Here is a 23,598-nt window from a genome sequence, read left to right as displayed (position 1 = left end):
CGGCGTTAGCTTGGTCGGGTCGGGCCCGGTTCAGCGCAAGTCGTCCATCAGCAAGTTGAGGATGCGCTTGGCATTCTCGTTGGTTTGCTGTTGGCCCTTGTCGTCCAGCACCATCACGGTGCTGCGCTCGCCTTCGGACTTGACCGAAACGCGGTAGCGCGTCGCCACTTGGGCGCTGTCGGACGTGAAGAGCTTCTGGAAAAAGTTCGGCTCTTCCTTGCCAGCCTGGGTCGGGTCGGCATAGCGCAAGAAGAACAGACCCTGCTTGCGGTCGCGGTCTTCGATCGTGAAGCCGTGGCGGTCCAGTGACTGCCCGACCCGGCGCCAAGCGCGCTCGAAACCTTCGTTGACTTGCAAAGAATCTGGTACTTCGGCCAAAGAGCGGGTGTTGGCAGCCCCGATCACAGCGGCTGTTGCCGTGGCCGTGCCGGCTGCGGCCGTCGGCATCGCTTGTGACTTGGCGGCTGCCAGTGCGGCCTTGGCTTGCTCGTCACTGGCGCCCAACTTGAGCATCAGGCGTGACAGCATTTCGGCTTCCAACTGCGGGTCGCTCGGGCGCGGTTGCCAGGCGGTGCTGTCTTTTTGCGCGCCTGTGTAAACCTCTTGCATGCCGCGGTGGCTGATGAAGACCTCGGTGCCGACGCCGTTGGCGCCGCGCTCTAGCCGGGTGCGGAACATGTCTTTCTCGCCGGTCGAGTAGAAGCCGTCAAACACCTTGCCGATGGTCGAGCGGATGATGTCTTGCGGCAATTTGGCGCGGTTTTCGTTCCAGTTGGTTTCCATCACGCCAACATCGGCCGAATCTTTGAGCACTTCGAAACCGCGTTCTTGCCAAAAATCACGCACCAGAGGCCAAATCTGCTCGGGTGTCAAGCTGCTCACCAGCCAACGCTGCGAGCCATTGCGCTCGATGCGCATATCGGCCACAGCGTTCAAAGCCACCAGATTGCCAGGCTGGCTGGCGACGGCAGCTTTTTGTTCCTTGCCCTTTTGCTGGAAGCTCGCCGCACTGACCGTTTCGCCTTGCGGCTGGTTGCGATTCTCGCGTGCCAACTGCTTCAGATCGGGCGGAATGTCCAGCCCGGCGGTTTGCCGCGCACCGCTGCGGTAATCAACCTTCTCAGACGAGAAGGTGTTGTCCAGAGTGCTGCAAGCAGCCAATGATCCCAGCAAAGATGCAACTGCCAAGCGGCAAGCCAGGCGCACCGGAGTGGCCGTGGAGGGAAAAAATGAGGAACGAGTCACGCTAGACATCTCCGAGGGAATCAGGGCGGCTGGAGCCGCTGAGGCTGGTTTAAGGCAGCCAGTATTTCAAAAAAAGCGAATGGGGGGATTAGAGCAGACTGCGACTGACTTCTCGATCAGAGCAAACCAGCCTCTTGCATCGCCCGCTCAACCTTGACCTGACCCTCTGCCGTCAACGTGGTGATGGGCAGGCGCAGCACGTTCTTGCAGCGGCCGAGTTTGGCCACCGCCCATTTGGTCGGAGCAGGACTGGGCTCGCAGAACAGTTGTTTATGCAGGTCGAGCAGTTGGAAGTGAATCCGGCGCGCCTCTGCCGCTTGACCGGCCAGCGCGGCGCGGCACAGCTCGCTCATCAGACGCGGCGCCACATTGGCGGTGACGCTGACGTTGCCGTGGCCGCCCAGCAGCATCAAAGCGATCGCGGTACCGTCATCGCCCGAGTAAATCGAAAAACCCTTGGGTGCGAGTTTGATCAACTGAGCCGCACGTTCGATATTGCCGCTGGCCTCCTTGACGCCGAACACGCCCGGCAGTCCGGCGCAGCGCAGCGTCGTTTCAGGCTGCATATCGGCGACGGTGCGGCCGGGCACGTTGTAGAGCATCATCGGCAAGTCGACGGCCTCGGCAATCGCCTTGTAATGCTGGTAGATGCCTTCTTGCGAGGGCTTGTTGTAGTAGGGCACGACCGACAAGCTGCAGTCGGCGCCGACCTTTTTGGCGAAGCGGCTGAGATTGATGGCCTCGGCGGTCGAGTTGGCGCCGGTGCCGGCCATGATGGGCACGCGGCCGGCCGCATGCTCCACCGCGACCCGGATCACCTCACAGTGCTCTTCCACGTCGACGGTAGGCGACTCGCCGGTGGTGCCGACCACGCAGACGCAGCTGGTCCCCTCGGCGATATGCCAGTCGATCAAATTGCGCAGTGTTGCGTAATCCACGCTGCCGTCTTCTTGCATCGGTGTCACGAGTGCCACGATGCTGCCAACTAATCCGTTCATTGCAATTCCCAGTTATCTGTCAATTCTACTCAGCAGCGCTGTCCGCTTTTTATTGGTCCAGGGCGTAGCGCTGAAAAACCCCGTCATGCAGATCGCGCACCGCAGCAACGCGCTGCACAAAGCGTGGGTTGACGGCCATCACCTCGAAGCCGTCTTCAAAAGCTACCACGCTAAGGCCCTTGCAGGCCTCCAGCAACTCGCCCGGCTGCAGCAAGAACTCCGGCCTGGCGGGCCTGCCTATGCTTTGCTGACCCTGGGAAAAGGTTTCGTAAATCAGCCAGCCGCCCGGCGCGACCGCGGCGGTGATCAAGGGGATCAAGGGGCGCCAGAGGTAATTGGTGACCAGCACCAGATCGAACTGCCGATCCGCCAGGGGCCAAGGGCCGGTTTCGATGTCGGCGTTGATGATTTCGGCATGGCTCTCTAATCCGGCGGTGGCCGCCGCGTCAATGTCGACGCCGGTGACCGTCATCCCCATCGCAGCCAAATGCCGGATATGGCGGCCGCTGCCGCAGGCCAGATCAAGTGCCGTGCCGCCGGCTCGCATCGCTTGCGGCCAGCGCAGCAGCCATTTGGAGGGCAAGGAGGATGTCACGGTGGAAGTGGAAGAAGCCATCAGAAACAAGCCCAGATTTGTTCGGAGAGCTGGACCATCAAGTCAGCTCGAAAATAGCTCAAAAATACGGCGCCCAGCAACAGCAAGGCGGCCAGTCGCAGGCCCCAGCGGGCAGGCGCGCTCATGTGGCGACCGGCCTTGCCTGCGGCCGCGCGATCGGGCTCTCACGCACCGGCAGATTGACCAAGGCAGCCATCACGCCCAAGGCCACGGCGAGCCACCAGACGACGTCATAGCTGCCAGTTTGGTCGTACAAGCGCCCGCCCAGCCAGACGCCCAAGAAGCTGCCGATCTGGTGGCTCAGGAAGACAAAGCCGCTCAGCATCGACATATGCTGGATGCCGAACATCTGCGCCAGCACCGCGTTGGTCGGCGGGACGGTCGACAGCCACAACACACCCATCACGGCCGAGAACAGGTAGACCGAAGTCGGTGTCAGCGGCGCGGTCAAGAAGGCCACGATGGCAACAGAACGCAGGGCGTAAATGGCGGACAAGATGAAGCGCTTGGGGAAGCGCTGGCCAAGCGAACCGGCCGCATAAGTGCCGAACACATTGAACAGGCCGATCAAGGCCAAGGCATAGGTCGCGACTTGCGGGCTCAGGCCCTGGTCCTTGAGGTAACTGGGCATGTGCACGCCAATGAAGACGACTTGGAAGCCGCAGACGAAATAGCCGGCCATCAGCAGCTGGAAGCTGCGGTAGCCAAACGCCTCGCGCAAGGCCTGCACAATGCTTTGCGAATGCGCATGCGGGCTGTGTCCTGCCGTCTTGGGTTCCCGCAAACCAAAGGCCAGCGGAATGATGATCAAGGACAGGCAGGCCAGGATAAAGAGCGCGTCTTGCCAGCCGTTTGAGCTGATCAGCCAATTTGACACCGGCACCATCAAGAACTGGCCAAAGGAGCCAGCCGCCGCGGCCACGCCCATCGCCCAGCTGCGTTTGGATGGATCGACGTTGCGTCCGATCACGCCGTAAATCACCGCATAGGTGGTGCCGGATTGGGCAATGCCGAGCAGCAGGCCGGCGCTGCCGGTGAAGGCCAGACCCGAGGTCGACAAGGCCATCAGGACAAGGCCCAGCGCGTACAGCAGGCCGCCAATCATCAAGACACGAAACGGCCCGAAACGATCGGCCAGCATGCCTGTGAAGGGGCCGGCGATGCCCCAGGCGATGTTTTGAATTGCCAGCGCGAAGGCGAAGGTTTCGCGCGTCCAGCCGCGGTCCATGGTGATGGGCTGTAAAAACAGGCCAAAGCCATGACGTATGCCCATGGACAGGGTCACGATCAAAGCACCGCACAGCAGCACTTGTTTCATCGACAGGCGGGCGGGTGCGTTTGGCAGAGGCGTGGAATTCATGCCCAGCAATGTAGCGAGTTTTGCTCAGCCCTGTCTGTCACGGAGATTGCAGTCCTGACTGCGGCCCTGATTGGGGCCCGATCACCCGGCCTTGTTTGACGCGCAGCTGAATATGCCCCAACGCGGCCAGGTCATTGAGCGGATTGGCCGCGAGCAGCAAAAAGCTCGCCTCGCAGCCGGCCTCGAAGCAGCCCAGCCGCCGTTTTGGGTAGAGCGCTTGCGGCGTGGTGATGCTGGCCATGCGCAGAAGTGCCCCCCGGTCCAGCACACCCAAGCCGTCCAGATGTTGCAACTCGGTCAGCGCCCCGCCGTTGAAGACGTCCGAGCCCAGCAGCAATTTGACGCCGGCGCCCTTGAGCGTTTGCAGGTTGTCGATCTGCAGACGGCGCACCGCCGCTTGCGTCTCTGGCGTGGCGCGGAACAGCGTCGCCGCTGCGGTGCCGGTGATAACGGCCACATGCTTCTTGGCCGCTTCGGCCGCGAGTTCGGGGCTGATGCGGTAGGCCTCGGTGCTCAAGCCGTCATGGAAAAAGTAGCCCGGCAGATGGTCTATCCAGTCCACGCCAGCCTGCAGGGCCAGCGCAAAGTCGCCGGCCGTCTCCACATGGGCGATCACACGCAGCCCGTCCTGATGCGCGCGTTTGACGATGGCCGGCACGACTTCGGGTTTCAGGCCCAAGCGGCCCTGTTGCTTGGCGTCACCGCGCAGCTCGGGGCTTTCGCTGCGGCTCAACATCAATTTCACCAGGTCGGTCTTGCGCGGGCCCACCAGAGCCCACTTCTGCGCCACCTGCTCGGGCGAGTCCATGATCAGCAGCTGTTTGTCCGCCACGTCCTCCAGCTTGAGCTTGGCCGCCGTGCCGGCCTCACTCCCAATCAGTTGCGCCAGCGGCTGGCCGTCTGAAGACGTGATGCAGGCACTGACGAACAAGATGTCCGGCGCGGCCGGCTGATTCGCCAGCCCGCGCGCTAGCGCCACGCCCTGGGGCTCACCGCAATGCATGGCGGCGTAGAACACACCAAGTTGCAAATAGCTGTTCGCATAGCGCGCATAGCCCCAGCCATTTTGCAGATTGTGGTTGTGCGCCTCGGCCAGCGGGGGGATCAGGAACTGCCCGGCCAAGTCCAGGCTGCGTTGCGGTTTTTTAATTTTCTGATTGCTGAATTTGCCGTCTTTGACATACAGCGTGCCGCGCTTGACGAATCCCTTGCCGTCAAACCACTGGGCGTTTTTGAGCTCCATGCTGATGGACGGCCCGGCCGTCAGTGCAGGGGCATCGGGCTCGGCAATGGCCGGGCCGCTCAAGGTCAAGGCCCAGCAGGCAAGCAGGCGAAAAAATGGGAATCTGAGGTGCATAGGGCCGACATGCTAGCCGGGAACTTGGCAGCGTTTGCGCACTTGGCCGCGGGCCGCCGCCTAGAATCTGCCCCATGGCGACCAGCAAAGCATCAACTTCTTCCAGCAATTCTCCGGCCCTCGGCAGCTACGGCGAGGGCTCGATCCGCGTACTCAAGGGCCTGGAGCCTGTCAAACAGCGGCCGGGCATGTACACGCGTACCGACAACCCGCTGCACACGATCCAGGAGGTCATCGACAACGCGGCCGACGAAGCGTTGGCCGGTTTCGGCAAGCGCATCGACCTGATCCAGTACAGCGATGGCTCGGTCTCGATTGCCGACGACGGCCGCGGCATCCCCTTCGGCCTGCACCCCGAAGAGGGCGTGCCGGTGGTCGAGATCGTCTTTACCCGCCTGCACGCCGGCGGCAAGTTCGACAAGGGCTCAGGCGGCGCCTATAGTTTCTCGGGCGGCCTGCACGGGGTCGGCGTCAGCGTCACCAATGCCTTGGCCAAGCGCCTGGAGGTGACGGTCTGGCGCGGCGGCGAGGTGGCAACGCTGGCGTTTGAGAATGGCGATGTGGTCGAGCCGGTGGCGGCGCGCAAGGCCGAACGTGGTGACCGTAAACAGGGCACGATGGTGCGCGTCTGGCCCGATGCCAAATATTTCGAGAGCGCCGAGCTGCCCAAGAACGAGCTGATCCACCTCTTGCGCAGCAAGGCGGTCTTGATGCCGGGCGTGATCGTCACGCTGACGAATGAAAAGACCGGTGATGTGCAAACCTGGTCCTACCAGGGCGGGCTGCGCGACTATCTGATGCAGACGCTCAATGCCGAACCGTTGATCCCGCTGTACGAGGGCGAGCAATACGCGGGCCGGGCCGAGACCGAGAACTTCGCCGAAGGCGAGGGCGCCGCCTGGTGCGTGGCCTTCACCGAAGAAGGCGCGGCGATGCGCGAGAGCTATGTCAATCTGATCCCGACCGTCGCCGGGGGTACGCATGAATCCGGCCTCAAGGACGGCCTGTTCGGCGCGGTCAAGGGCTTTATCGAGATGCACAGCCTCTTGCCCAAGGGCGTCAAGCTGATGCCGGACGATGTGTTTTCGCGCGCTTCGTTCGTGCTGTCGGCCAAGGTCTTGGACCCGCAGTTTCAGGGTCAGACCAAGGAGCGTTTGAACAGCCGTGACGCGCTGCGCCTGGTCTCCACCTATGTGAAGCCGGGCCTGGAGTTGTGGTTGAACCAGCATGTGGAGTTCGGCAAAAAGCTGGCCGAACTGGTCATCAAGCAGGCGCAGACGCGTCAGCGTGCTTCGCAAAAAGTCGAGAAGCGCAAGGGCTCGGGTGTGGCCGTGCTGCCAGGCAAGCTGACCGATTGCGAGAGCCGCGATCTGCTTCACAACGAAATCTTTCTGGTCGAGGGCGACTCGGCCGGCGGCAGCGCCAAGATGGGCCGCAACAAGGAGACGCAGGCGATTTTGCCGCTGCGCGGCAAGGTCTTGAATACCTGGGAGGTTGAGCGTGACCGGCTGTTTGCCAACAATGAAATCCACGACATCTCGGTCGCGCTGGGTGTCGACCCTCATGGCAAGAACGACTCGCCGGATCTCTCCGGCCTGCGCTACGGCAAGGTCTGCATCCTGTCGGACGCGGACGTGGACGGCTCGCACATCCAGGTCTTGCTGTTGACACTGTTTTTCCGCCATTTCCCCAAGCTGGTCGAGACCGGCCATATCTATGTCGCCCGCCCGCCGCTGTACCGGGTCGATGCGCTGGCGCGTGGCAAGAAGCCGGCCGCCAAAATTTATGCGCTGGATGAGGGCGAGTTGACCGCTACGCTAGACAAGCTGCGCAAAGAAGGCGCGCGCGAAGGCTCGTGGAGCATCAGCCGCTTCAAAGGCCTGGGCGAAATGAGCGCGGTGCAGTTGTGGGACACGACGCTGAACCCCGAGACCCGGCGGCTGAGCGTGATCGCGCTCGGTCAGCTCAATCTCACGGAAACGGAAACCTCGATCAACAAGCTGATGGGCAAGGGTGAGGCCTCGTCTCGGCGCGAGTTGATGGAGATCCACGGCGATTCGGTTGAGGTCGACATATGAGTCGAGGCGCATCAAGGCCCGCTGCGCCGGGCCGCCCCAAGCAAGGGCCTACGCTCTCGGAGGGTGGGCGCCTGTATTCAGGCGACCGGGTGTGGCAGATCCAACGGCGCGAGTTGATGGAGATCCACGGCGACTCGGTCGAAGTGGACATCTGAGATGACTACGCCGCGGGTCAGCCTGCGCCCGACCATGTTGTCGGACCTGGATTTTGTGGTCTCGGTCGAGCAGGATGCCGCCAACCGGCCCTTCATCACGCCCTGGGAGCGTACGCAGCACGAGGGCGCGGTGCGGTTCCCCGATTTCCGCCACTTCATCATCGAGGTCGGGCCGGAATCCAAACGGTCCGGTTTCGTGATTTTTCAGGGCTGCCGCAATCCGCACGGCTCGGTCGAGCTCAAACGCATCGTCTTGGCGCCCAAGGGCCAAGGCTTGGGGCGCGCCTGTGCGCGCCTGCTCAAGAAGCTGGCGTTCACGCAGTTGCACGCGCATCGTTTCTGGCTGGATGTGAAGGCGCTCAATACCCGTGCACTGAATCTCTATGCCAGCGAGGGTTTCGTCGAAGAGGGCCGACTGCGCGAGAGTGTGCGGGTCAATATCGAAGGTGCAGACGGCTACGACAGCCTGATCGTGATGTCCATGTTGGATCGCGAATACCAGGCCCGCGTGGCGCTCGGTGAGGAGCAGGGCGGATGAGGATTTGGCTCGTCTTCTTGTTGGCGTCGCTCGCTTGGCCTGCCCATGCTGAGCTATGGGCTTATGTTGACGGTGCCGGCACCGCCCACCTGGCCGATCGGCAACTCAGTGGCGCCTACAACTTGGTGCTGGGCGCGCCGGACTCAAGCAAGGGCCGCGTGCCGGGCAAGCAAGACGGGAGCCGGCATCTGCTGACTTGGCTGGAGATCGCGCCCGAGGTCAAAGCGGTGCAGCCCTATTTGCGCGAGGCGGCAGCCAAGTCCGGCGTGGACATGGCCTTGCTGAAGGCGGTCATTGCGGTGGAGTCGGGCTACAAATCGGCCGCGGTGTCGCCGCGCGGCGCGATCGGCCTGATGCAGATCACCCCGGACGCGGCGGCCCGCTATGCCACGCTGTTGGAGCGCCTGCAGCCGGCCGAAAAGCGCTTGTTAGATCCCCGAACCAATGTCCTGACCGGCGCTCGCATGCTGGCCGACCTGATCAAACGCTTTGGCCGCATTGATGCGGCGCTGGCGGCCTGGAACGCCGGCGAGGGCGCCGTGCGCCGCGCCGGTGGTGTCGTGCCGCCGATTGACGAAACTCAAGCCCATGTTCATTTGGTGCTGGAGCTGTACTGGACCTTGCTGCAGAACGGCATGCACGCCACAGCTCAACACCTGACGATTCACTCTGACAAACCATGACCCAAACTTCGATTTTCGACGCACCCCCGCCGCAGGATGACCCTGACGCGCTGACCCTGGGCCATTACGCCGAGCGCGCTTACCTTGAATACGCGCTGAGCGTCGTCAAGGGCCGCGCCTTGCCCGATGTTTGCGACGGCCAAAAGCCGGTGCAGAGGCGCATTCTGTATTCGATGGAGCGCATGGGTCTGGCCTTCACCGGCACGGCCGGCGCCAAGCCGGTCAAGGGCGCACGCGTGGTCGGCGATGTCTTGGGTCGCTTTCACCCGCATGGTGACCAGTCGGTCTACGACGCGCTGGTGCGCATGGCGCAAGACTTTTCACAGCGCTATCCGCTGATCGACGGTCAGGGTAATTTCGGTAGCCGCGACGGCGACGGCGCTGCGGCGATGCGATACACCGAGGCGCGCTTGGCGCCGATAGCCCGCCTGCTGCTGGACGAAATCGACGAAGGCACGGTCGACTTTCAGCCCAATTACGACGGCTCCACGCAAGAGCCGCGCCAATTGCCGGCGCGCTTGCCTTTTGTGCTCTTGAACGGCGCCAGCGGCATTGCCGTGGGCATGGCCACCGAGGTGCCCAGCCACAATCTACGCGAAGTGGCCGCCGCCGCAGTAGCGCTGCTGAGAGACGACAAGCTCAGCGACGAGGCCTTGTTCACCATCCTGCCCGGCCCCGACTATCCGGGTGGCGGCCAGTTGATCAGCTCGGCCGACGATATCCGCTCGGCCTATCAGACCGGGCGCGGCAGCATGAAGCTGCGCGCGCGCTGGAAGATCGAAGACCTAGCGCGCGGGCAATGGCAATTGGTCGTGACCGAATTGCCGCATGGCTGCAGCAGCCAGCGCGTCTTGGAAGAGGTCGAGGAGTTGTCCAACCCCAAGATCAAGGCGGGCAAAAAGGCCTTGAGCGCCGAGCAGTTGCAGCTCAAGGCCAGCCTGCTGGCAGTGTTGGACTGCGTGCGTGACGAGTCGAGCAAGGACGCGGCGGTGCGCCTGGTGTTCGAGCCCAAGAGCCGCACGGTTGAGCAGCAGGACTTGATCTCGACCTTGTTGGCACACACCAGCCTGGAGACCTCGGCCTCAATCAATCTGACCATGATTGGCGCCGATGGCCGTCCGACCTTGAAGAGCGTGCGCCAGATCCTCAGCGAATGGCTGGGCTACCGCCAGCAGACCGTGCAGCGCCGCACCCAGCACCGCTTGACCAAGGTGTTAGATCGCATCCATGTGTTGGAAGGGCGCCAGCTGGTGCTCTTGAACATCGATGAGGTGATCCGCATCATCCGCAATGCCGATGAGCCCAAGCCGGCGCTGATTGCTCGCTTCAACTTGAGTGATCGTCAGGCCGAGGACATTCTTGAAATCCGTTTGCGCCAGTTGGCGCGCCTGGAGGCGATCAAGATCGAGCAGGAGCTCAAAGGCTTGCGCGAAGAGCAAAGCAAGCTGGAGGACATCCTGGGCAACCCCGGTAGCCTAAAGCGCACGGTCATCCGCGAGATCGAGGCCGATGCCAAGCAGTTTGGCGACGAGCGCCGCACGCTGATCCAAGAGGAAAAGAAGGCCTCGGCCGAGGTCCGCATCGTTGACGAGGCGGTCACCGTGGTGGTCAGCGGCAAGGGCTGGGTGCGGGCGCTTAAGGGTCACGATATCGAGGCCGGTGCGCTGGCTTTCAAGTCGGGCGACCAGCTTTACGGCACCTTCCAATGCCGCAGTGTGGACCCGCTGATCGTGTTCGGCAGCAATGGCCGGGTTTATTCGGTGCCGATCTCCTTGCTGCCGGGCGGGCGTGGCGACGGTCAGCCGATCACTTCCTTGATCGAGCTGGAAAGCGGCAGTCAAATCGCGCATTACTTTGCTGCCAATGCCGAAACCCGCCTGGTGCTGGCTGGCACCGGCGGCTTCGGCCTGATCGCCAAGGTGGGCGATCTGGTCGGCCGCCAAAAGGCCGGCAAGACCTTCCTGAGCCTGGAAGGCGAAGAGAAGATCTTGCCGCCGGCGCCGGTGCCCGCTGGCGAGGTTGTCGGCGTTCAAATGGCTTGCCTGACGCTGAACGGCCGGCTGCTGACCTACGCGCTGGATGAGTTGAAGCATCAGCCCAAGGGCGGCCGTGGCCTGACCCTGATCGACCTGGAAGCTAAAGACGCCTTGATCAGCGTGGCCGCCTTCACGCAGGCGCTGCAGGTCTTGGGCACCGGTCGTGGCGCCAAGCCCAAGGAAGAGATTCTGAAGGGCGTGGGCCTGGCGAGTTATGCAGGCAAGCGCGCGCGCAAAGGCAAGCAGGTCGAGGCCTTCCAGAAAGTTCTGCGAGTGCTGACACCTTGATGATGAAGAAGATTCAGCGGCGTTTGATTCTGCTGGCGGGCTTGCCTTTGCCCTTGTCGAGTTTGGCGACGCCTGAAGCTGAAGCCTCTTTGCAAGCGCGCTGCGCGGCGCTGCAAACCCAGATCGGCGGGCAGATCGGCGTGTTCGCCTTGCACACCGGTAGCCGTGCTCAGTTTGCCTTTCAGGCCGAGCAGCGCTTTGCGATGTGTTCGACCTTCAAGCTGCTCTTGGCTGCGGCCGTGTTGGCCAAGGTGGACAGCGGCCGTTTGGATTTGAATCAGCGCGTGCGTTTTGGCCCCCGCGATATGGTGGACCACGCGCCGGTGACAGGGAGCTTGCTGCAAGCCGGTTCGGTCTCGGCCTCGCTCAATGTCGGCGAGTTGTGCTCGGCCATGCTGGAAGTCAGCGACAACCCGGCGGCCAATTTGCTCTTGCCCTTGGTCGGCGGCCCGGCCGGCTTGACCCGCTTCATGCGCGAGCTGGGCGATATGGTCACGCGACTGGACCGCATCGAGCCCGCACTCAACAGCAATCTGCCGAATGACCCACGCGACAGCAGCACGGCGGCGAGTTTTGTCGGCCTGATGGAGCGCTTGCTTTGCAGTGACTTTTTCTCGGGCGAGTTGCGCCAGCAATTGCTGGTCTGGATGAACGCTTCCGAGACCGGTTTGCAGCGTTTGCGCGCCGGCGCGCCGAAAGACTGGCCGGCCGGTGACAAAACCGGCAGCGGAGCCAATGGCGCCGTCAACGATGTCGCGATTTTCTTTCCACCCAAGCAGGCACCCATCCTGCTGGCCGTGTTCATGACCGGCTCCAATCAGCCTGTGGCGGCTTTGAATGTCGTACACGCTGAATTGGCGACGCTGGTGTTGAACCATTTCCGGACCCTGGACGGCGGCCTGCCCTCATAAATTCAATGTCCAGGGGTGGGTTCGCGAGGGGGCTCGCCGGTGGCGTCTTGCCTACAATGCGGCCCATGCGAATACTGATAGCCAACGACGACGGATACCTGGCACCGGGCCTGATGGCCCTGGTCAAAGCCTGCGAGGGTTTGGGTCAAATTGATGTGATTGCCCCTGAGCAAAACGCCAGCGGTACGTCGAACTCCTTGACCCTGGGGCGGCCGCTGTCGGTCTACACGGCCAGCAACGGTTTTCGCTATGTCAACGGCACACCGTCGGATTGTGTGCACGTGGCGCTGACCGGGCTGCTGGACTACAAACCCGACCTGGTGCTGTCGGGCATCAATAACGGCGCCAATATGGGCGATGACACCCTGTATTCCGGCACGGTGGCTGCAGCCACCGAGGGCTTTTTGTTCGGCATCCCTTCGATCGCGTTCTCGCAGGTGGACAAGGGCTGGGGTCAGCTGGACGCCGCAGCCGCCCTGGCTCGCAGCCTGGTTGAACAGGTGATCGCGGCGGGCCTGAATGAGGCCTTTTTGCTCAACGTCAATATTCCCAATCAGGCCGATGCGGCCCAACTGCCTCGGCGCATCACGCGCTTGGGCCGTCGTCACGCCAGCGAAGCGGTGATTCGCCAGCAAAGCCCGCGTGGCGAAACAATCTACTGGATTGGCCCGGCCGGCGATGCGCGTGAGGCGGGTCAGGGCACCGATTTTTTTGCCACCGCCAACAATATGGTGTCCGTCACCCCCTTGCAGGTTGATTTGACCCACCATGCGGCCCTGCCAGTGTGGGCTGGTCGATTGGGCCTGCCCTTATGAGCGAGTTGCCGGCGCGGTCTGGGCGTTTTCCTCTGCCGCTGGCCGATATCGGCGCTAAGAAGCCGAGTCAATCCGGTGGTGCGTCCCCCGCCGCGCCGACCCGCGAGGTTTTGATGCCGCAACGCCACTTACGCGAGGCGGCGCAGGATGCGGCGCGCAAGTCGGCGCCCAGTGGCCTGGGGCTGGACTCGGCCATGGTGCGCCAGCGCATGGTGCGCCGCTTGCAGCAGGATGGCTTGCGTGACGAGCGGGTGCTGCAGGCGCTGGCAGGCGTTTATCGGCACGAGTTTGTCGACAGTGCCTTGGCCATTCAGGCCTACGAAGACACCAGTTTGCCGATCGGTCATGGTCAGACGATCTCGAAGCCGTCGGTGGTGGGGCGCATGATCGCGATGCTGTTTGGCGGCGCCACGGCGGCTCAGCAAGCCGGACTTGGACGAGTGCTGGAGATTGGCACCGGGTGCGGCTATCAAGCTGCCGTGCTGGCGCTGGTGGCCAAGCAGGTGGTCTCGATCGAGCGCCTCAAACCCTTGCACGACAAGGCTCGCCTCAACTTGGCGACCGCTGCACGGCCCAATATTCGGCTGGTCTATGGTGACGGCCGGCTTGGGTTTGCGGCGGCTGCACCATTCGACAGCATCATCGCCGCAGCGGGTGGGGAGGATCTGCCGCAAGCCTGGCTGGATCAGCTAGCGCCGGGTGGCCGTTTGGTGGCACCGATGGCGGTGCCCGGTGGGCGCGGGCAGGTCCTGGTGGTGGTCGATCACCTGCTCGAAGCGGGCGTTAGCCGTTTTGTTCGCAGCGAGTTTGAGGCGGTGCTGTTCGTGCCTCTAAAATCAGGTGTGATGTAAGCGCCCGACAGAATTTGCGGGCGCAATTTTTTGCACATCAGGTCTGATTGCAGGCTTGATCCCAGCTCGTCAAAGTCTCCATAGCGCCGCATGCAAAAGAATACCTTCCGTTTTACAAATATTGTCTTGTCCGCAAGTCTCGCCGTCTTGGCCGTCTTGGCGGGCTGTAGCTCAACGCCCAATAAAGCACCGATCGAGGCGCGGGACATCAAGGGCGGTACGGGCAAGCCGGCAACACCCGTGCCAGCTCCGGCCACGCCAACACCTGAGGTCAAGCCCTTGCCGGGTGCCGAAAATGCCGGCAAGGCGGGTTATTACACCGTCAAGCCGGGCGACAACTTGATCCGCATCGCCATCGACAATGGCCAGAGCACCAAGGATCTGATCAAGTGGAATGCACTCGAGAACCCCAACCGGATCGAAGTGGGTCAGGTCTTGCGCGTGGTGGCGCCCGGCGTGGATGCCGCTGCGGTGACGACCAAGTCCGTGCCTTCAGCCAAGGTCGATAGCCGGCCACTCGATGCCAAATCAACAGCCACTGCTGCGGCAGCTTCCGCCGCAGCCTCGGCTGCAACAGCGCCGGCGGCAGTCGTTGCGGCGCGCGATAGCGACGAGGATCCGGTCTGGGGCTGGCCGGCCGCTGGTGCGGTCAATGTCGGTTTCGATGAGCAGCGCAACAAAGGCTTGGCTTTTTACGGCAAGGCCGGTGATGCGGTGCTGGCCGCCGCCGATGGACGAGTGGTTTATGCAGGTTCGGGCTTGCGCGGTTACGGCAATCTGGTCATCATCAAGCACAACTCGACCTATCTGACGGCCTACGCGCACAACCAGACCTTGCTGGTGAAAGAGGATCAAGCAGTGCGCAAAGGTCAGAAAATCGCCGAGATGGGCTCGAGTGACTCTGATCAGGTCAAGCTGCACTTCGAGGTGCGCAAGCAAGGCAAGCCGATCGACCCCGCCAAGTTGCTCCCAGGTCGCTGAAGCCTTTCCGGCGCAGCGAAATTGATGCCATGAAACATCCTGCGCCAAATCGTTCCTCTGTCCGTAGCAATGGCCACCTCAGTGCCGAGAACGAGTTCGCTCCCTTGCTGGGAGAGGACGAAGCCTCGGATGCGATCGGTGTGGCGGGCGCCCCAGGCATTGCTGTAGCGCTGTTGTCCAGCGGCGATGTTGAACTTGGCAATGCGCTGCAAGCTTACTTAAGAGATATTCGCCGCACGCCCTTGCTGACCCCGCAAGAGGAATACGACACGGCGGTGCAGGCCAGGGCGGGCAGTTTTGAGGCGCGCCAATCGATGATCGAGCACAACCTGCGCCTGGTCGTCAGCGTGGCCAAGAATTATCTGGGCCGCGGCTTGCCGATGAGTGATCTGATCGAGGAAGGCAATCTTGGTTTGATGCATGCGATTGGCAAGTTCGAGCCCGAACGGGGTTTTCGGTTTTCAACCTACGCCAGTTGGTGGATTCGGCAAAGTATCGAAAGCGCCTTGATGCATCAGGCGCGTTTGGTGCGCTTGCCCGTGCACATCGTGCGGGAAGTCAATCATGTGCTGAAGGCCCGGCGTATTTTGGAGGCGCAACAGGCGCAAAACGGCGGCAACGGCAAGGTCAAGGCCGAGGACATCGCCGCAGCAGTGGGCCGTCCAATGGCCGAGGTGGCCGAGTTGCTGACCTTTTCGGAGTTGCCCAGCTCACTCGATTCGCCGGCCGAGCGCGGGGTTGATGGCGGCGACACGGTGATGGATATGGTGGCCGACGAGCAGGCCGTGGATCCGCTCGGATTGCGGCTTAGCCATGAGATGGATGCCTTGCTTGGCGCAGGCTTGGCGGCCTTGAATGAGCGTGAGCGCGAGGTCTTGGCCGGCCGCTATGGGCTGGCGGACCGGGAGCCTGAGACCTTGGATGTGCTGGCGGTGCGTCTGCACCTGACGCGCGAGCGGATTCGGCAAATCCAGATCGAAGCTTTGGCCAAGCTCAAGCGCAATATGGCGCGGCACGGCATCGACCGCGATTCGGTTTTTTAGCGCGCGAAATTTGAGGTGAGGCGAATCTGCCCGTTCGGGCTGGGATAATCCCGCCCATGACTCAACAATCAGAATGGCTCAAGGTCGAATCCATGGACCTGGACGCCCAGGGCGTGGCCCATAACGAAGAAGGCAAAGTGGTGTTCATCGAGGGTGCTTTGCCCGGTGAAGAGGTGCAAGTCACCGTCGGCCGCAAGAAGAGCAGTTGGGAGCAGGGCACGCTGGTGGCGATGCGGCGTGAAAGCTCGCAACGCGTGACGCCGGGCTGCCCGCACGCCGGCTTGCATGCTGGCTCCTGCGGCGGCTGCAAGATGCAGCATTTGCACGCCGGCGCGCAAGTGGCCGTCAAGCAGCGCGTGATGGAGGACAACCTCTGGCACCTCGGCAAGGTCAAGCCCGAGATGGTCTTGCGACCGATCGAAGGGCCGACCTGGGGCTATCGCTACCGGGCGCGCTTCTCGGTCCGCTATGTGATCAAGAAGAGCATGGTCTTGATCGGTTTTCACGAGCGCAAGAGCCGCTATGTGGCCGATATGCAGGTCTGCAAAGTGGTGCCGCAGCGCGTCAGCGATCTGTTGATGCCGCTGCGCGAAATGATCGCCAGCATGGCCCAGCGCGACAACCTGCCGCAAATTGAATTGGCAATGGGCGACGACGTGATCGCCCTGGTGCTGCGCAATTTGAATCCCTTGCCGGACTCGGACAAGACCATCTTGCGTGAGTTCGCGGCCCGGCATGCGGGCGTGCAATGGTGGTTGCAGCCCAAGGGGCCCGACACGGTGGCTTTGCTGGACGAGGGCGGCCCCGCTCTGTCGTATAGCCTGCCCGAGTTTGGCGTGGTGATGCCCTTCAAGCCGACCGACTTCACCCAGGTCAATCCGCATATCAACACCGTGCTGGTAGGGCGGGCGCTGCGTCTGCTGGATGTGCAGCGCGATGAGCGCGTGATCGATTGGTTCTGCGGCTTGGGCAATTTCACCTTGCCTTTGGCGACCAAGGCGCGCGAGGTCTTGGGCATTGAAGGCAGCGAGGCATTGGTGCAGCGTTCGCGCGAGAACGCTAAGCTCAATGGCTTGGATGCCAATACATCCTTTGTTGCGCGCAATCTGTTCGAGATGACGCCGGCTCTATTGGTTGCCGATGGTTCAGCCGACAAATGGCTGGTAGATCCACCGCGTGACGGTGCCCATGCCTTGTCGCAGGCCTTGGCTGACATTCATTCGGACCCGAGCTTGGCGCCGGGCTGGCAAGCGCCCAAGCGAATTGTGTATGTCAGCTGCAACCCAGCAACCTTGGCCCGAGATGCGGGCATCCTGGTTAATCAGGCCGGCTACCGCTGCACGAAGGCCAGCGCGGTCAATATGTTCCCGCACACGTCCCATGTGGAAAGCATCGCGGTCTTTGAGCGCGATGCTCTAGCTTAGGAACGAGGCCACAGTAGCGGCCAATCGCCCAAAAAGAAAAAAGGCCCGAAAGGGCCTTTTTTTATGCGCCGCATCGCCGGCGCTCCTTCCAGTAGAGCCCGTGGAACCGGCTTCGCCGGGGCACTGGGCTTGCCCCCTTGAGGGGGTGGCGCGTAGCGCTTACGGGGGTGGTCAATCAGTCGCGTTCGCCGCCGAAGATGCCGAGCAGGGATAGCAGGCTCTGGAACACGTTGTAGATGTCCAGATAGATCGCCAAGGTGGCCGAGATGTAGTTGGTCTCGCCGCCGTCAAGTACGCGCTTGATGTCATACAGCATGAAGGCCGAGAACACCGCCATCGACAGCGCCAGCATCGTCAGCATCAGTGCCGAAGACTGGATGAAGATATTGGCCAGGCCGACCACCAGCAAGATGATGGCGCCGACATACAAGAACTTGCCCATATTGGACAGATCGCGCTTGATGACGGTAGCCAACGAGGCCATCGCGAAGAAGATGGCACCGGTGCCGCCGAAGGCCATCATGATCAGGCTGCTGCCGTTGCGAAAGCCCAGAATCTGAGCCAGCATGCGCGACAGCATCAAACCCATGAAGAAGGTGAAGGCCAACAACACATAGACGCCGGTGCTGGAGTTCTTGGTCTTTTCGACCGCATACATCAGACCGAAGGCGCCGATCATGAACACCATCATGCTCATGCCCATGCCCATCGTGGCCATGATGCCGGTAGTGACGCCGATCCAGGCGCCCAGCACGGTCGGCACCATCGACAAGGCCAGCAGCCAGTAGGTGTTGCGCAACACGCGTTGACGGTCGACGGACAAGCCGCCGTTCAAGGCGCCGCCGTATTGGTTTTGCAGGGTTTCGTTCATAAATCCTCCAGACAAAAAATGGGTGCGGATACTTAGGTCCGCGAGCAAATCTCAGCTGCCACTGTAGCTTGAGTTGGCAATCAACGCGTTGGGGTTGGCCTCTAGGCTTCGAGCGAGCTGCTTCGTGGGCGTGCGCCAATTGGCTCAGCCGATTAAAGTGCGGGCTTTAGCGAGGAATTCAACAGCATGAAGCAAAAACCATTTATCGGACTGGATGAAGTCAAGCGCATTGCCGCAGCGGCAGAAGCCGAGGCCGTGGCGAACCAATGGGCTGTGTCCATCGCCATCGTTGATGATGGCGGGCATCTCTTGTGGTTGCAGCGCTTGGACGGCGCGGCAGCCATTTCTGCGCAGATTGCACCCGCCAAAGCCAATACAGCGGCCTTGGGGCGACGCGAATCCAAAGTCTACGAAGACATCGTCAATCAAGGGCGGGTGTCATTCTTGAGCGCGCCGGGGCTGAGTGGTTTACTTGAGGGCGGCGTGCCCATCATGGTGGAAGGTTTCTGCCTTGGCGCGGTCGGCGTCAGTGGCGTCAAATCGAGTGAAGATGCGCAGATTGCACGGGCGGGAATTGCGGCGCTGGCTTGACTGTCGAGTGTGCGTTTGGGTGGATGGGCGAGCGGACGGGCGAGTGGACGGGCGAGGGGTCGGCAAGAAGTTACATCAGCGTGTCAATTGCGCGTGTTAGGCATTGGTGAATACCCTGGTCGGGTATACTCAGCAGGTTTACCCGCAACAGTCTTACGCAACCCAACGTACGCCCCGCGAAACTCCACCAGTTTCCCATCACCGGATTCCGGCTCTTTGACTGTCCAGGTCTGAAAAAGAGTAGAGCAGGGCGCGCGCACTTACCGGAGTCCCCCCGTGCTGCCCGAATTGCTCTCATCCCCCAAAGCGATCCTCGCCCTGGCAGACGGTACGGTCTTCAAAGGCTCCTCGATCGGTGCCACCGGTCAGACGGTCGGCGAAGTGGTGTTCAACACCGCGATGACCGGCTATCAGGAAATTCTCACCGACCCGAGCTATTGCCGCCAGATCGTGACACTCACGTATCCGCACATTGGCAATTACGGCGTCAATGATGAGGACGTCGAGGCGCAGAAGATCCATGCCGCAGGCCTGATCATCAAGGAGCCGCCGATCCTTGATTCCAATTTTCGCAAGACCCGTAGCCTGGTGCAGTACCTGCAAGACGAGGGCACGGTGGCGATCGCCGACATCGATACCCGCCGCTTGACACGCGTTTTGCGCAGCACTGGCGCGCAAAACGGCTGCATCATGGGCTTGGCCGCTGGTCAAACCATCACCGATGACTTGATTGCGCAGGCGATTGCGCTGGCGCAGGGCGCGCCAAGCATGGCCGGCCTGGATCTGGCCAAGGTGGTCAGCACCGAAGCCAAGCACAGCTGGACCGAAACCGAGTGGACCTTGGGTAAGGGCTACGGCCAGCAGACCCAACCGCGCTTCCACGTGGTCGCCTATGACTTCGGCGTGAAGAGCAATATTCTGCGCATGCTGGCCTCGCGCGGCTGCAAGATCACCGTGGTGCCGGCCCAAACGCCCGCGTCGGCCGTATTTGATCTGGAGCCGGACGGTGTGTTCCTGTCCAACGGCCCCGGCGATCCGCAGCCTTGCGATTACGCGATCAAGGCCGCCGCACAACTGATCGAAGCCGGCATTCCGACCTTCGGCATTTGCCTGGGTCACCAGATCATGGCCCTGGCCTCGGGCGCCAAGACCTTCAAGATGAAGTTTGGCCATCACGGCGCGAATCACCCGGTTAAGGATCTGGACAGCGGCCGCGTCAGCATCACCAGCCAGAACCATGGCTTCGCGGTCGATGCCGACAGCCTGCCGGCCAATTTGCGTGCCACTCATATCAGCCTGTTCGACGGCACGCTGCAAGGCCTGGCCCGCACCGACAAGCCGGCGTTCTGCTTCCAGGGTCACCCAGAAGCCAGCCCTGGCCCCCACGATATCGCCTACCTGTTCGACCGCTTCATCGGCCTGATGGCCAAGTCCTGAGCACGGAACAGACGGAGTAAAGACATGCCAAAACGTACAGACATCAAAAGCATTTTGATCATCGGGGCCGGCCCCATCATCATTGGCCAGGCCTGCGAATTCGACTATTCGGGCGCCCAGGCCTGCAAGGCGCTGCGCGAGGAGGGCTACAAGGTCATCCTGGTGAACAGCAATCCGGCCACCATCATGACGGACCCGGATACGGCCGACGTCACATATATCGAACCGATCACCTGGCAGGTGGTTGAGAAGATCATCGCCAAGGAGCGGCCCGACGCGGTGCTGCCGACCATGGGTGGCCAGACCGCCTTGAACTGCGCGCTCGATCTGCACAAGCACGGCGTGCTGGAGAAGTACAAGGTCGAGATGATCGGTGCCAACGAAAAGGCGATCGAAAAGGCCGAAGACCGCCTGAAGTTCAAGGACGCGATGACCAAGATCGGCCTGGACTCGGCCCGCTCCGGCATTGCGCACAGCATGGAAGAGGCGCTGCAGGTGCAAAAGCGCATCGCGTCGGAAGTCGGCAGCAATGGCTTCCCGATGGTGATTCGCCCCAGCTTCACGCTCGGCGGCAGCGGCGGCGGGATTGCCTACAACCCGGAAGAATTCGAGGAAATCTGCAAGCGCGGCCTCGATCTGTCGCCGACCAGCGAGTTGCTGATCGAAGAATCCTTGATCGGCTGGAAAGAGTACGAGATGGAGGTCGTGCGTGACAGCAAGGACAACTGCATCATCGTCTGCTCGATCGAGAACCTGGACCCGATGGGCGTGCACACCGGTGACTCGATCACCGTGGCCCCTGCACAAACCTTGACCGACAAAGAGTACCAACTGCTGCGCAATGCTTCGATCGCGATCTTGCGCGAAATCGGCGTTGACACCGGCGGCTCGAATGTGCAATTCTCGATCAACCCCGAGAACGGCCGCATGACGGTCATCGAGATGAATCCGCGCGTGTCGCGCTCATCCGCGCTGGCTTCCAAGGCCACCGGCTTCCCGATTGCCAAGATCGCCGCCAAGCTGGCGGTGGGCTACACGTTGGACGAGTTGCGCAACGACATCACCGGCGGCGCCACGCCGGCGGCGTTCGAGCCCAGCATCGATTACGTGGTCACCAAGATTCCGCGTTTCGCGTTTGAAAAATTCCCGATGGCCGATTCGCGTTTGACGACGCAGATGAAGTCGGTCGGCGAGGTGATGGCGATGGGCCGCACCTTCCAGGAGAGTTTCCAGAAGGCTCTGCGCGGCTTGGAGACCGGCATTGACGGTCTGACCGAGCGCAGCAGCGACCGTGAAGAAATCATTCAAGAGATTGGTGAGCCTGGGCCCGAGCGCGTGCTCTATGTGGCGGATGCCTTCCGCATCGGCATGAGCATGCAAGAGGTGTTCGAAGAGACCGCCATCGACCCCTGGTTCCTGGCGCAGATCGAGCAACTCGTGAAGATCGAGTTGTCGCTGGCCGGCCGCTCTTTGGCCTCGCTCAGCACCGACGACTTGCGCCTGCTGAAGAAAAAGGGCTTCTCGGACAAGCGCCTGGGCAAGCTCTTGGCCAGCAATCAGCATGATGTGCGCCGTGCTCGCCATGCGCAGGGTGTGCGCCCGGTCTACAAGCGGGTGGATACCTGCGCGGCCGAGTTCGGCACCGAGACTGCCTATCTGTATTCGACCTACGAGGAAGAATGCGAGGCCGAGCCGACCAACAAGAAAAAGATCATGGTCTTGGGCGGCGGGCCTAACCGCATCGGCCAGGGCATCGAGTTTGATTACTGCTGCGTGCACGCGGCAATGGCGCTGCGCGAAGACGGCTACGAGACCATCATGGTCAACTGCAATCCCGAGACCGTGTCGACCGACTACGACACCTCGGATCGCCTGTACTTCGAGCCGGTGACGCTGGAAGACGTGCTGGAAATCGTGGAAAAGGAAAAACCGGTCGGCGTGATCGTCCAGTACGGCGGCCAAACGCCGCTGAAGTTGGCGCTAGATCTCGAAGCCAATGGCGTGCCCATCATTGGCACCACGCCCGAGAGCATCGACATCGCCGAGGACCGCGAGCGTTTCCAAAAACTTCTGCACGAGTTGGGTCTGAAGCAGCCACCGAACCGCACCGCACGTACTGAAGAGCAGGCCGTGGCCTTGGCCAACGAGATCGGCTATCCGCTGGTCGTGCGTCCAAGCTATGTCTTGGGCGGCCGCGCGATGGAAATCGTCCATGGTGACAAGGACCTCGAGCGCTATATGCGCGAAGCGGTGCGGGTGTCCGACAAGTCGCCGGTCTTGCTGGACCGGTTCCTGCAGGACGCCGTCGAGGTCGATGTGGACTGCATCAGCGACGGTGTCGATGTGATGATTGGCGGCATCATGGAGCACGTTGAGGCGGCCGGTATCCACTCCGGTGACTCGGCTTGTTCTTTGCCACCCTACACCTTGTCCAAGGCCTTGCAAGACGAGTTGCGCAAGCAAACAGCGGCGATGGCGCGCGGCCTGAATGTGGTCGGCCTGATGAATGTGCAGTTCGCGATTCAAGGCGACGTCACTGGTGGCCTCGATGCTGCAACGGTCTATGTGTTGGAAGTCAATCCGCGCGCCTCGCGCACGGTGCCTTTTGTGTCCAAGGCAACGGGTCAGCAATTGGCCAAGATTGCCGCGCGCTGCATGGCCGGGCAAAAGCTGAAGGATCAAAAAGATCGCAATGGTCGCGTGCCCGCCGAGGTCATACCGCCTTACTTCAGCGTCAAAGAGGCGGTCTTCCCTTTCAACAAGTTCCCCGGCGTTGATCCGATCCTGAGTCCTGAAATGCGCTCGACCGGCGAGGTGATGGGTGCTGCGCGGACCTTCGGCGAAGCGATGTTGAAGAGCCAGTTGGGCGCGGGCTCACGGCTGCCGCGCCAGGGCAATGTCTTGATCACGGTGAAAAATGGCGACAAGGCACGCGCCTTGGTCGTGGCGCGCGACCTGCATGCTCTGGGCTTCGGTGTCGTGGCCACCAAGGGCACGGCAGCGGCGATTGCCGAGATCGGCGTGCCTGTCCGCGTGGTCAACAAGATCAAGGACGGCCGCCCGCATATCGTCGACATGGTCAAGGGCGGCGAGATTCAGCTGGTCTTCACGACCGTCGATGAAACTCGCACCGCGATTGCCGACAGCCGCTATATCCGCCAGGCCGCTTTGGCCGCTCGTGTTACCTACTACACGACGATGGCTGGCTGCGAGGCTGCGGTTGAGGGCATGAAGCATCAAGACGGTTTGTTGGTGCAATCCCTGCAAGAACTGCACGCCGAACTGAACTAAACTCTGCACTATCGAAATCCGCCGCAGCG

At 61.9% G+C, this 23,598-nt stretch carries 21 protein-coding genes; 14 read left to right on the top strand and 7 right to left on the bottom strand.

Annotation, left to right across the window (positions count from 1 at the left end):
* Positions 1–30 precede the first annotated feature (30 nt).
* From bamC to LNV09_RS06740, 6 genes are all read right to left on the bottom strand, one after another.
* On the bottom strand, positions 31–1,254 hold the full coding sequence (gene bamC, locus LNV09_RS06765; protein WP_263556331.1) for an NlpB/DapX family lipoprotein: 1,224 nt from the start codon (positions 1,252–1,254) through the stop codon (positions 31–33).
* A gap of 107 nt (positions 1,255–1,361) precedes the next feature.
* Positions 1,362–2,243, bottom strand: a complete 882-nt coding sequence (gene dapA, locus LNV09_RS06760; RefSeq protein WP_263556330.1) for a 4-hydroxy-tetrahydrodipicolinate synthase — start codon at positions 2,241–2,243, stop codon at positions 1,362–1,364.
* Positions 2,244–2,292: 49 nt separating this feature from the next.
* Positions 2,293–2,859, bottom strand: coding sequence for a class I SAM-dependent methyltransferase (locus tag LNV09_RS06755; protein ID WP_263556329.1), 567 nt, complete (start codon positions 2,857–2,859; stop codon positions 2,293–2,295).
* On the bottom strand, positions 2,859–2,984 hold the full coding sequence (locus LNV09_RS06750; protein ID WP_263556328.1) for a hypothetical protein: 126 nt from the start codon (positions 2,982–2,984) through the stop codon (positions 2,859–2,861). The genes LNV09_RS06755 and LNV09_RS06750 overlap by 1 nt, the downstream gene beginning before the upstream one ends.
* Positions 2,981–4,219, bottom strand: a complete 1,239-nt coding sequence (locus LNV09_RS06745; RefSeq protein WP_263556327.1) for an MFS transporter — start codon at positions 4,217–4,219, stop codon at positions 2,981–2,983. Before LNV09_RS06745 ends, LNV09_RS06750 begins: the two co-directional genes overlap by 4 nt.
* A 37-nt stretch (positions 4,220–4,256) precedes the next feature.
* The gene (locus LNV09_RS06740) at positions 4,257–5,576 is read right to left on the bottom strand and encodes an amidohydrolase family protein (protein ID WP_263556326.1); all 1,320 of its coding nucleotides are present in this window, start codon (positions 5,574–5,576) and stop codon (positions 4,257–4,259) included.
* 74 nt (positions 5,577–5,650) lie between these two features.
* On the opposite strand from LNV09_RS06740, the gene LNV09_RS06735 reads away from it, so the two are divergent.
* The 11 genes from LNV09_RS06735 to rlmD all read left to right on the top strand — a co-directional run bounded on the left by LNV09_RS06735 (position 5,651) and on the right by rlmD (position 17,379).
* Positions 5,651–7,654 (top strand): DNA topoisomerase IV subunit B, encoded by a 2,004-nt coding sequence (locus LNV09_RS06735; protein WP_263556325.1) that lies wholly within the window; start codon positions 5,651–5,653, stop codon positions 7,652–7,654.
* Positions 7,651–7,809, top strand: a complete 159-nt coding sequence (locus LNV09_RS06730) for a hypothetical protein (protein WP_263556324.1) — start codon at positions 7,651–7,653, stop codon at positions 7,807–7,809. Before LNV09_RS06735 ends, LNV09_RS06730 begins: the two co-directional genes overlap by 4 nt.
* A 1-nt stretch (position 7,810) precedes the next feature.
* Positions 7,811–8,347 carry a GNAT family N-acetyltransferase gene (locus LNV09_RS06725; RefSeq protein WP_263556323.1) on the top strand — a complete coding sequence of 179 codons (537 nt, stop codon included), beginning with the start codon at positions 7,811–7,813 and terminating at the stop codon, positions 8,345–8,347.
* A complete protein-coding gene (locus LNV09_RS06720; RefSeq protein ID WP_263556322.1) occupies positions 8,344–9,030 on the top strand; it encodes a lytic transglycosylase domain-containing protein in 687 nt (228 codons plus the stop codon). Before LNV09_RS06725 ends, LNV09_RS06720 begins: the two co-directional genes overlap by 4 nt.
* Positions 9,027–11,354 (top strand): DNA topoisomerase IV subunit A, encoded by a 2,328-nt coding sequence (parC, locus tag LNV09_RS06715; RefSeq protein WP_263556321.1) that lies wholly within the window; start codon positions 9,027–9,029, stop codon positions 11,352–11,354. Before LNV09_RS06720 ends, parC begins: the two co-directional genes overlap by 4 nt.
* On the top strand, positions 11,354–12,265 hold the full coding sequence (gene bla, locus LNV09_RS06710) for a class A beta-lactamase (protein ID WP_263556320.1): 912 nt from the start codon (positions 11,354–11,356) through the stop codon (positions 12,263–12,265). Before parC ends, bla begins: the two co-directional genes overlap by 1 nt.
* A gap of 65 nt (positions 12,266–12,330) precedes the next feature.
* Complete coding sequence (gene surE, locus LNV09_RS06705; RefSeq protein WP_263556319.1) at positions 12,331–13,080, top strand: 5'/3'-nucleotidase SurE; 750 nt, start codon at positions 12,331–12,333, stop codon at positions 13,078–13,080.
* The gene (locus LNV09_RS06700; RefSeq protein WP_411969231.1) at positions 13,077–13,931 is read left to right on the top strand and encodes a protein-L-isoaspartate(D-aspartate) O-methyltransferase; all 855 of its coding nucleotides are present in this window, start codon (positions 13,077–13,079) and stop codon (positions 13,929–13,931) included. The genes surE and LNV09_RS06700 overlap by 4 nt, the downstream gene beginning before the upstream one ends.
* Positions 13,932–14,051: 120 nt before the next feature.
* Positions 14,052–14,912 (top strand): peptidoglycan DD-metalloendopeptidase family protein, encoded by an 861-nt coding sequence (locus LNV09_RS06695; RefSeq protein ID WP_263556770.1) that lies wholly within the window; start codon positions 14,052–14,054, stop codon positions 14,910–14,912.
* A gap of 29 nt (positions 14,913–14,941) precedes the next feature.
* The gene (locus LNV09_RS06690) at positions 14,942–15,955 is read left to right on the top strand and encodes a sigma-70 family RNA polymerase sigma factor (RefSeq protein WP_263556318.1); all 1,014 of its coding nucleotides are present in this window, start codon (positions 14,942–14,944) and stop codon (positions 15,953–15,955) included.
* Positions 15,956–16,011: 56 nt separating this feature from the next.
* Positions 16,012–17,379 (top strand): 23S rRNA (uracil(1939)-C(5))-methyltransferase RlmD, encoded by a 1,368-nt coding sequence (gene rlmD, locus LNV09_RS06685; protein WP_263556317.1) that lies wholly within the window; start codon positions 16,012–16,014, stop codon positions 17,377–17,379.
* A gap of 175 nt (positions 17,380–17,554) precedes the next feature.
* Here rlmD and LNV09_RS06680 read toward each other — a convergent pair whose 3' ends face one another.
* Complete coding sequence (locus LNV09_RS06680) at positions 17,555–18,250, bottom strand: Bax inhibitor-1/YccA family protein (protein WP_263556316.1); 696 nt, start codon at positions 18,248–18,250, stop codon at positions 17,555–17,557.
* Between the two features lie 186 nt (positions 18,251–18,436).
* Here LNV09_RS06680 and LNV09_RS06675 point away from each other — a divergent pair, with 186 nt between their 5' ends.
* From LNV09_RS06675 to carB, 3 genes are all read left to right on the top strand, one after another.
* Complete coding sequence (locus LNV09_RS06675; protein ID WP_263556315.1) at positions 18,437–18,841, top strand: GlcG/HbpS family heme-binding protein; 405 nt, start codon at positions 18,437–18,439, stop codon at positions 18,839–18,841.
* A gap of 276 nt (positions 18,842–19,117) precedes the next feature.
* Complete coding sequence (gene carA / locus LNV09_RS06670) at positions 19,118–20,278, top strand: glutamine-hydrolyzing carbamoyl-phosphate synthase small subunit (protein ID WP_263556314.1); 1,161 nt, start codon at positions 19,118–19,120, stop codon at positions 20,276–20,278.
* A 24-nt stretch (positions 20,279–20,302) separates the two neighbouring features.
* Positions 20,303–23,569 (top strand): carbamoyl-phosphate synthase large subunit, encoded by a 3,267-nt coding sequence (gene carB, locus LNV09_RS06665; RefSeq protein ID WP_263556313.1) that lies wholly within the window; start codon positions 20,303–20,305, stop codon positions 23,567–23,569.
* Positions 23,570–23,598 lie beyond the last annotated feature (29 nt).

It is taken from the genome of Paucibacter sp. B2R-40, from assembly GCF_025717555.1.
Taxonomy (GTDB): Bacteria; Pseudomonadota; Gammaproteobacteria; order Burkholderiales; family Burkholderiaceae_C; genus Paucibacter_A.
Note: the sequence above shows the minus strand (reverse complement) of the source record. Positions and strands in the feature narration are given on the sequence as shown.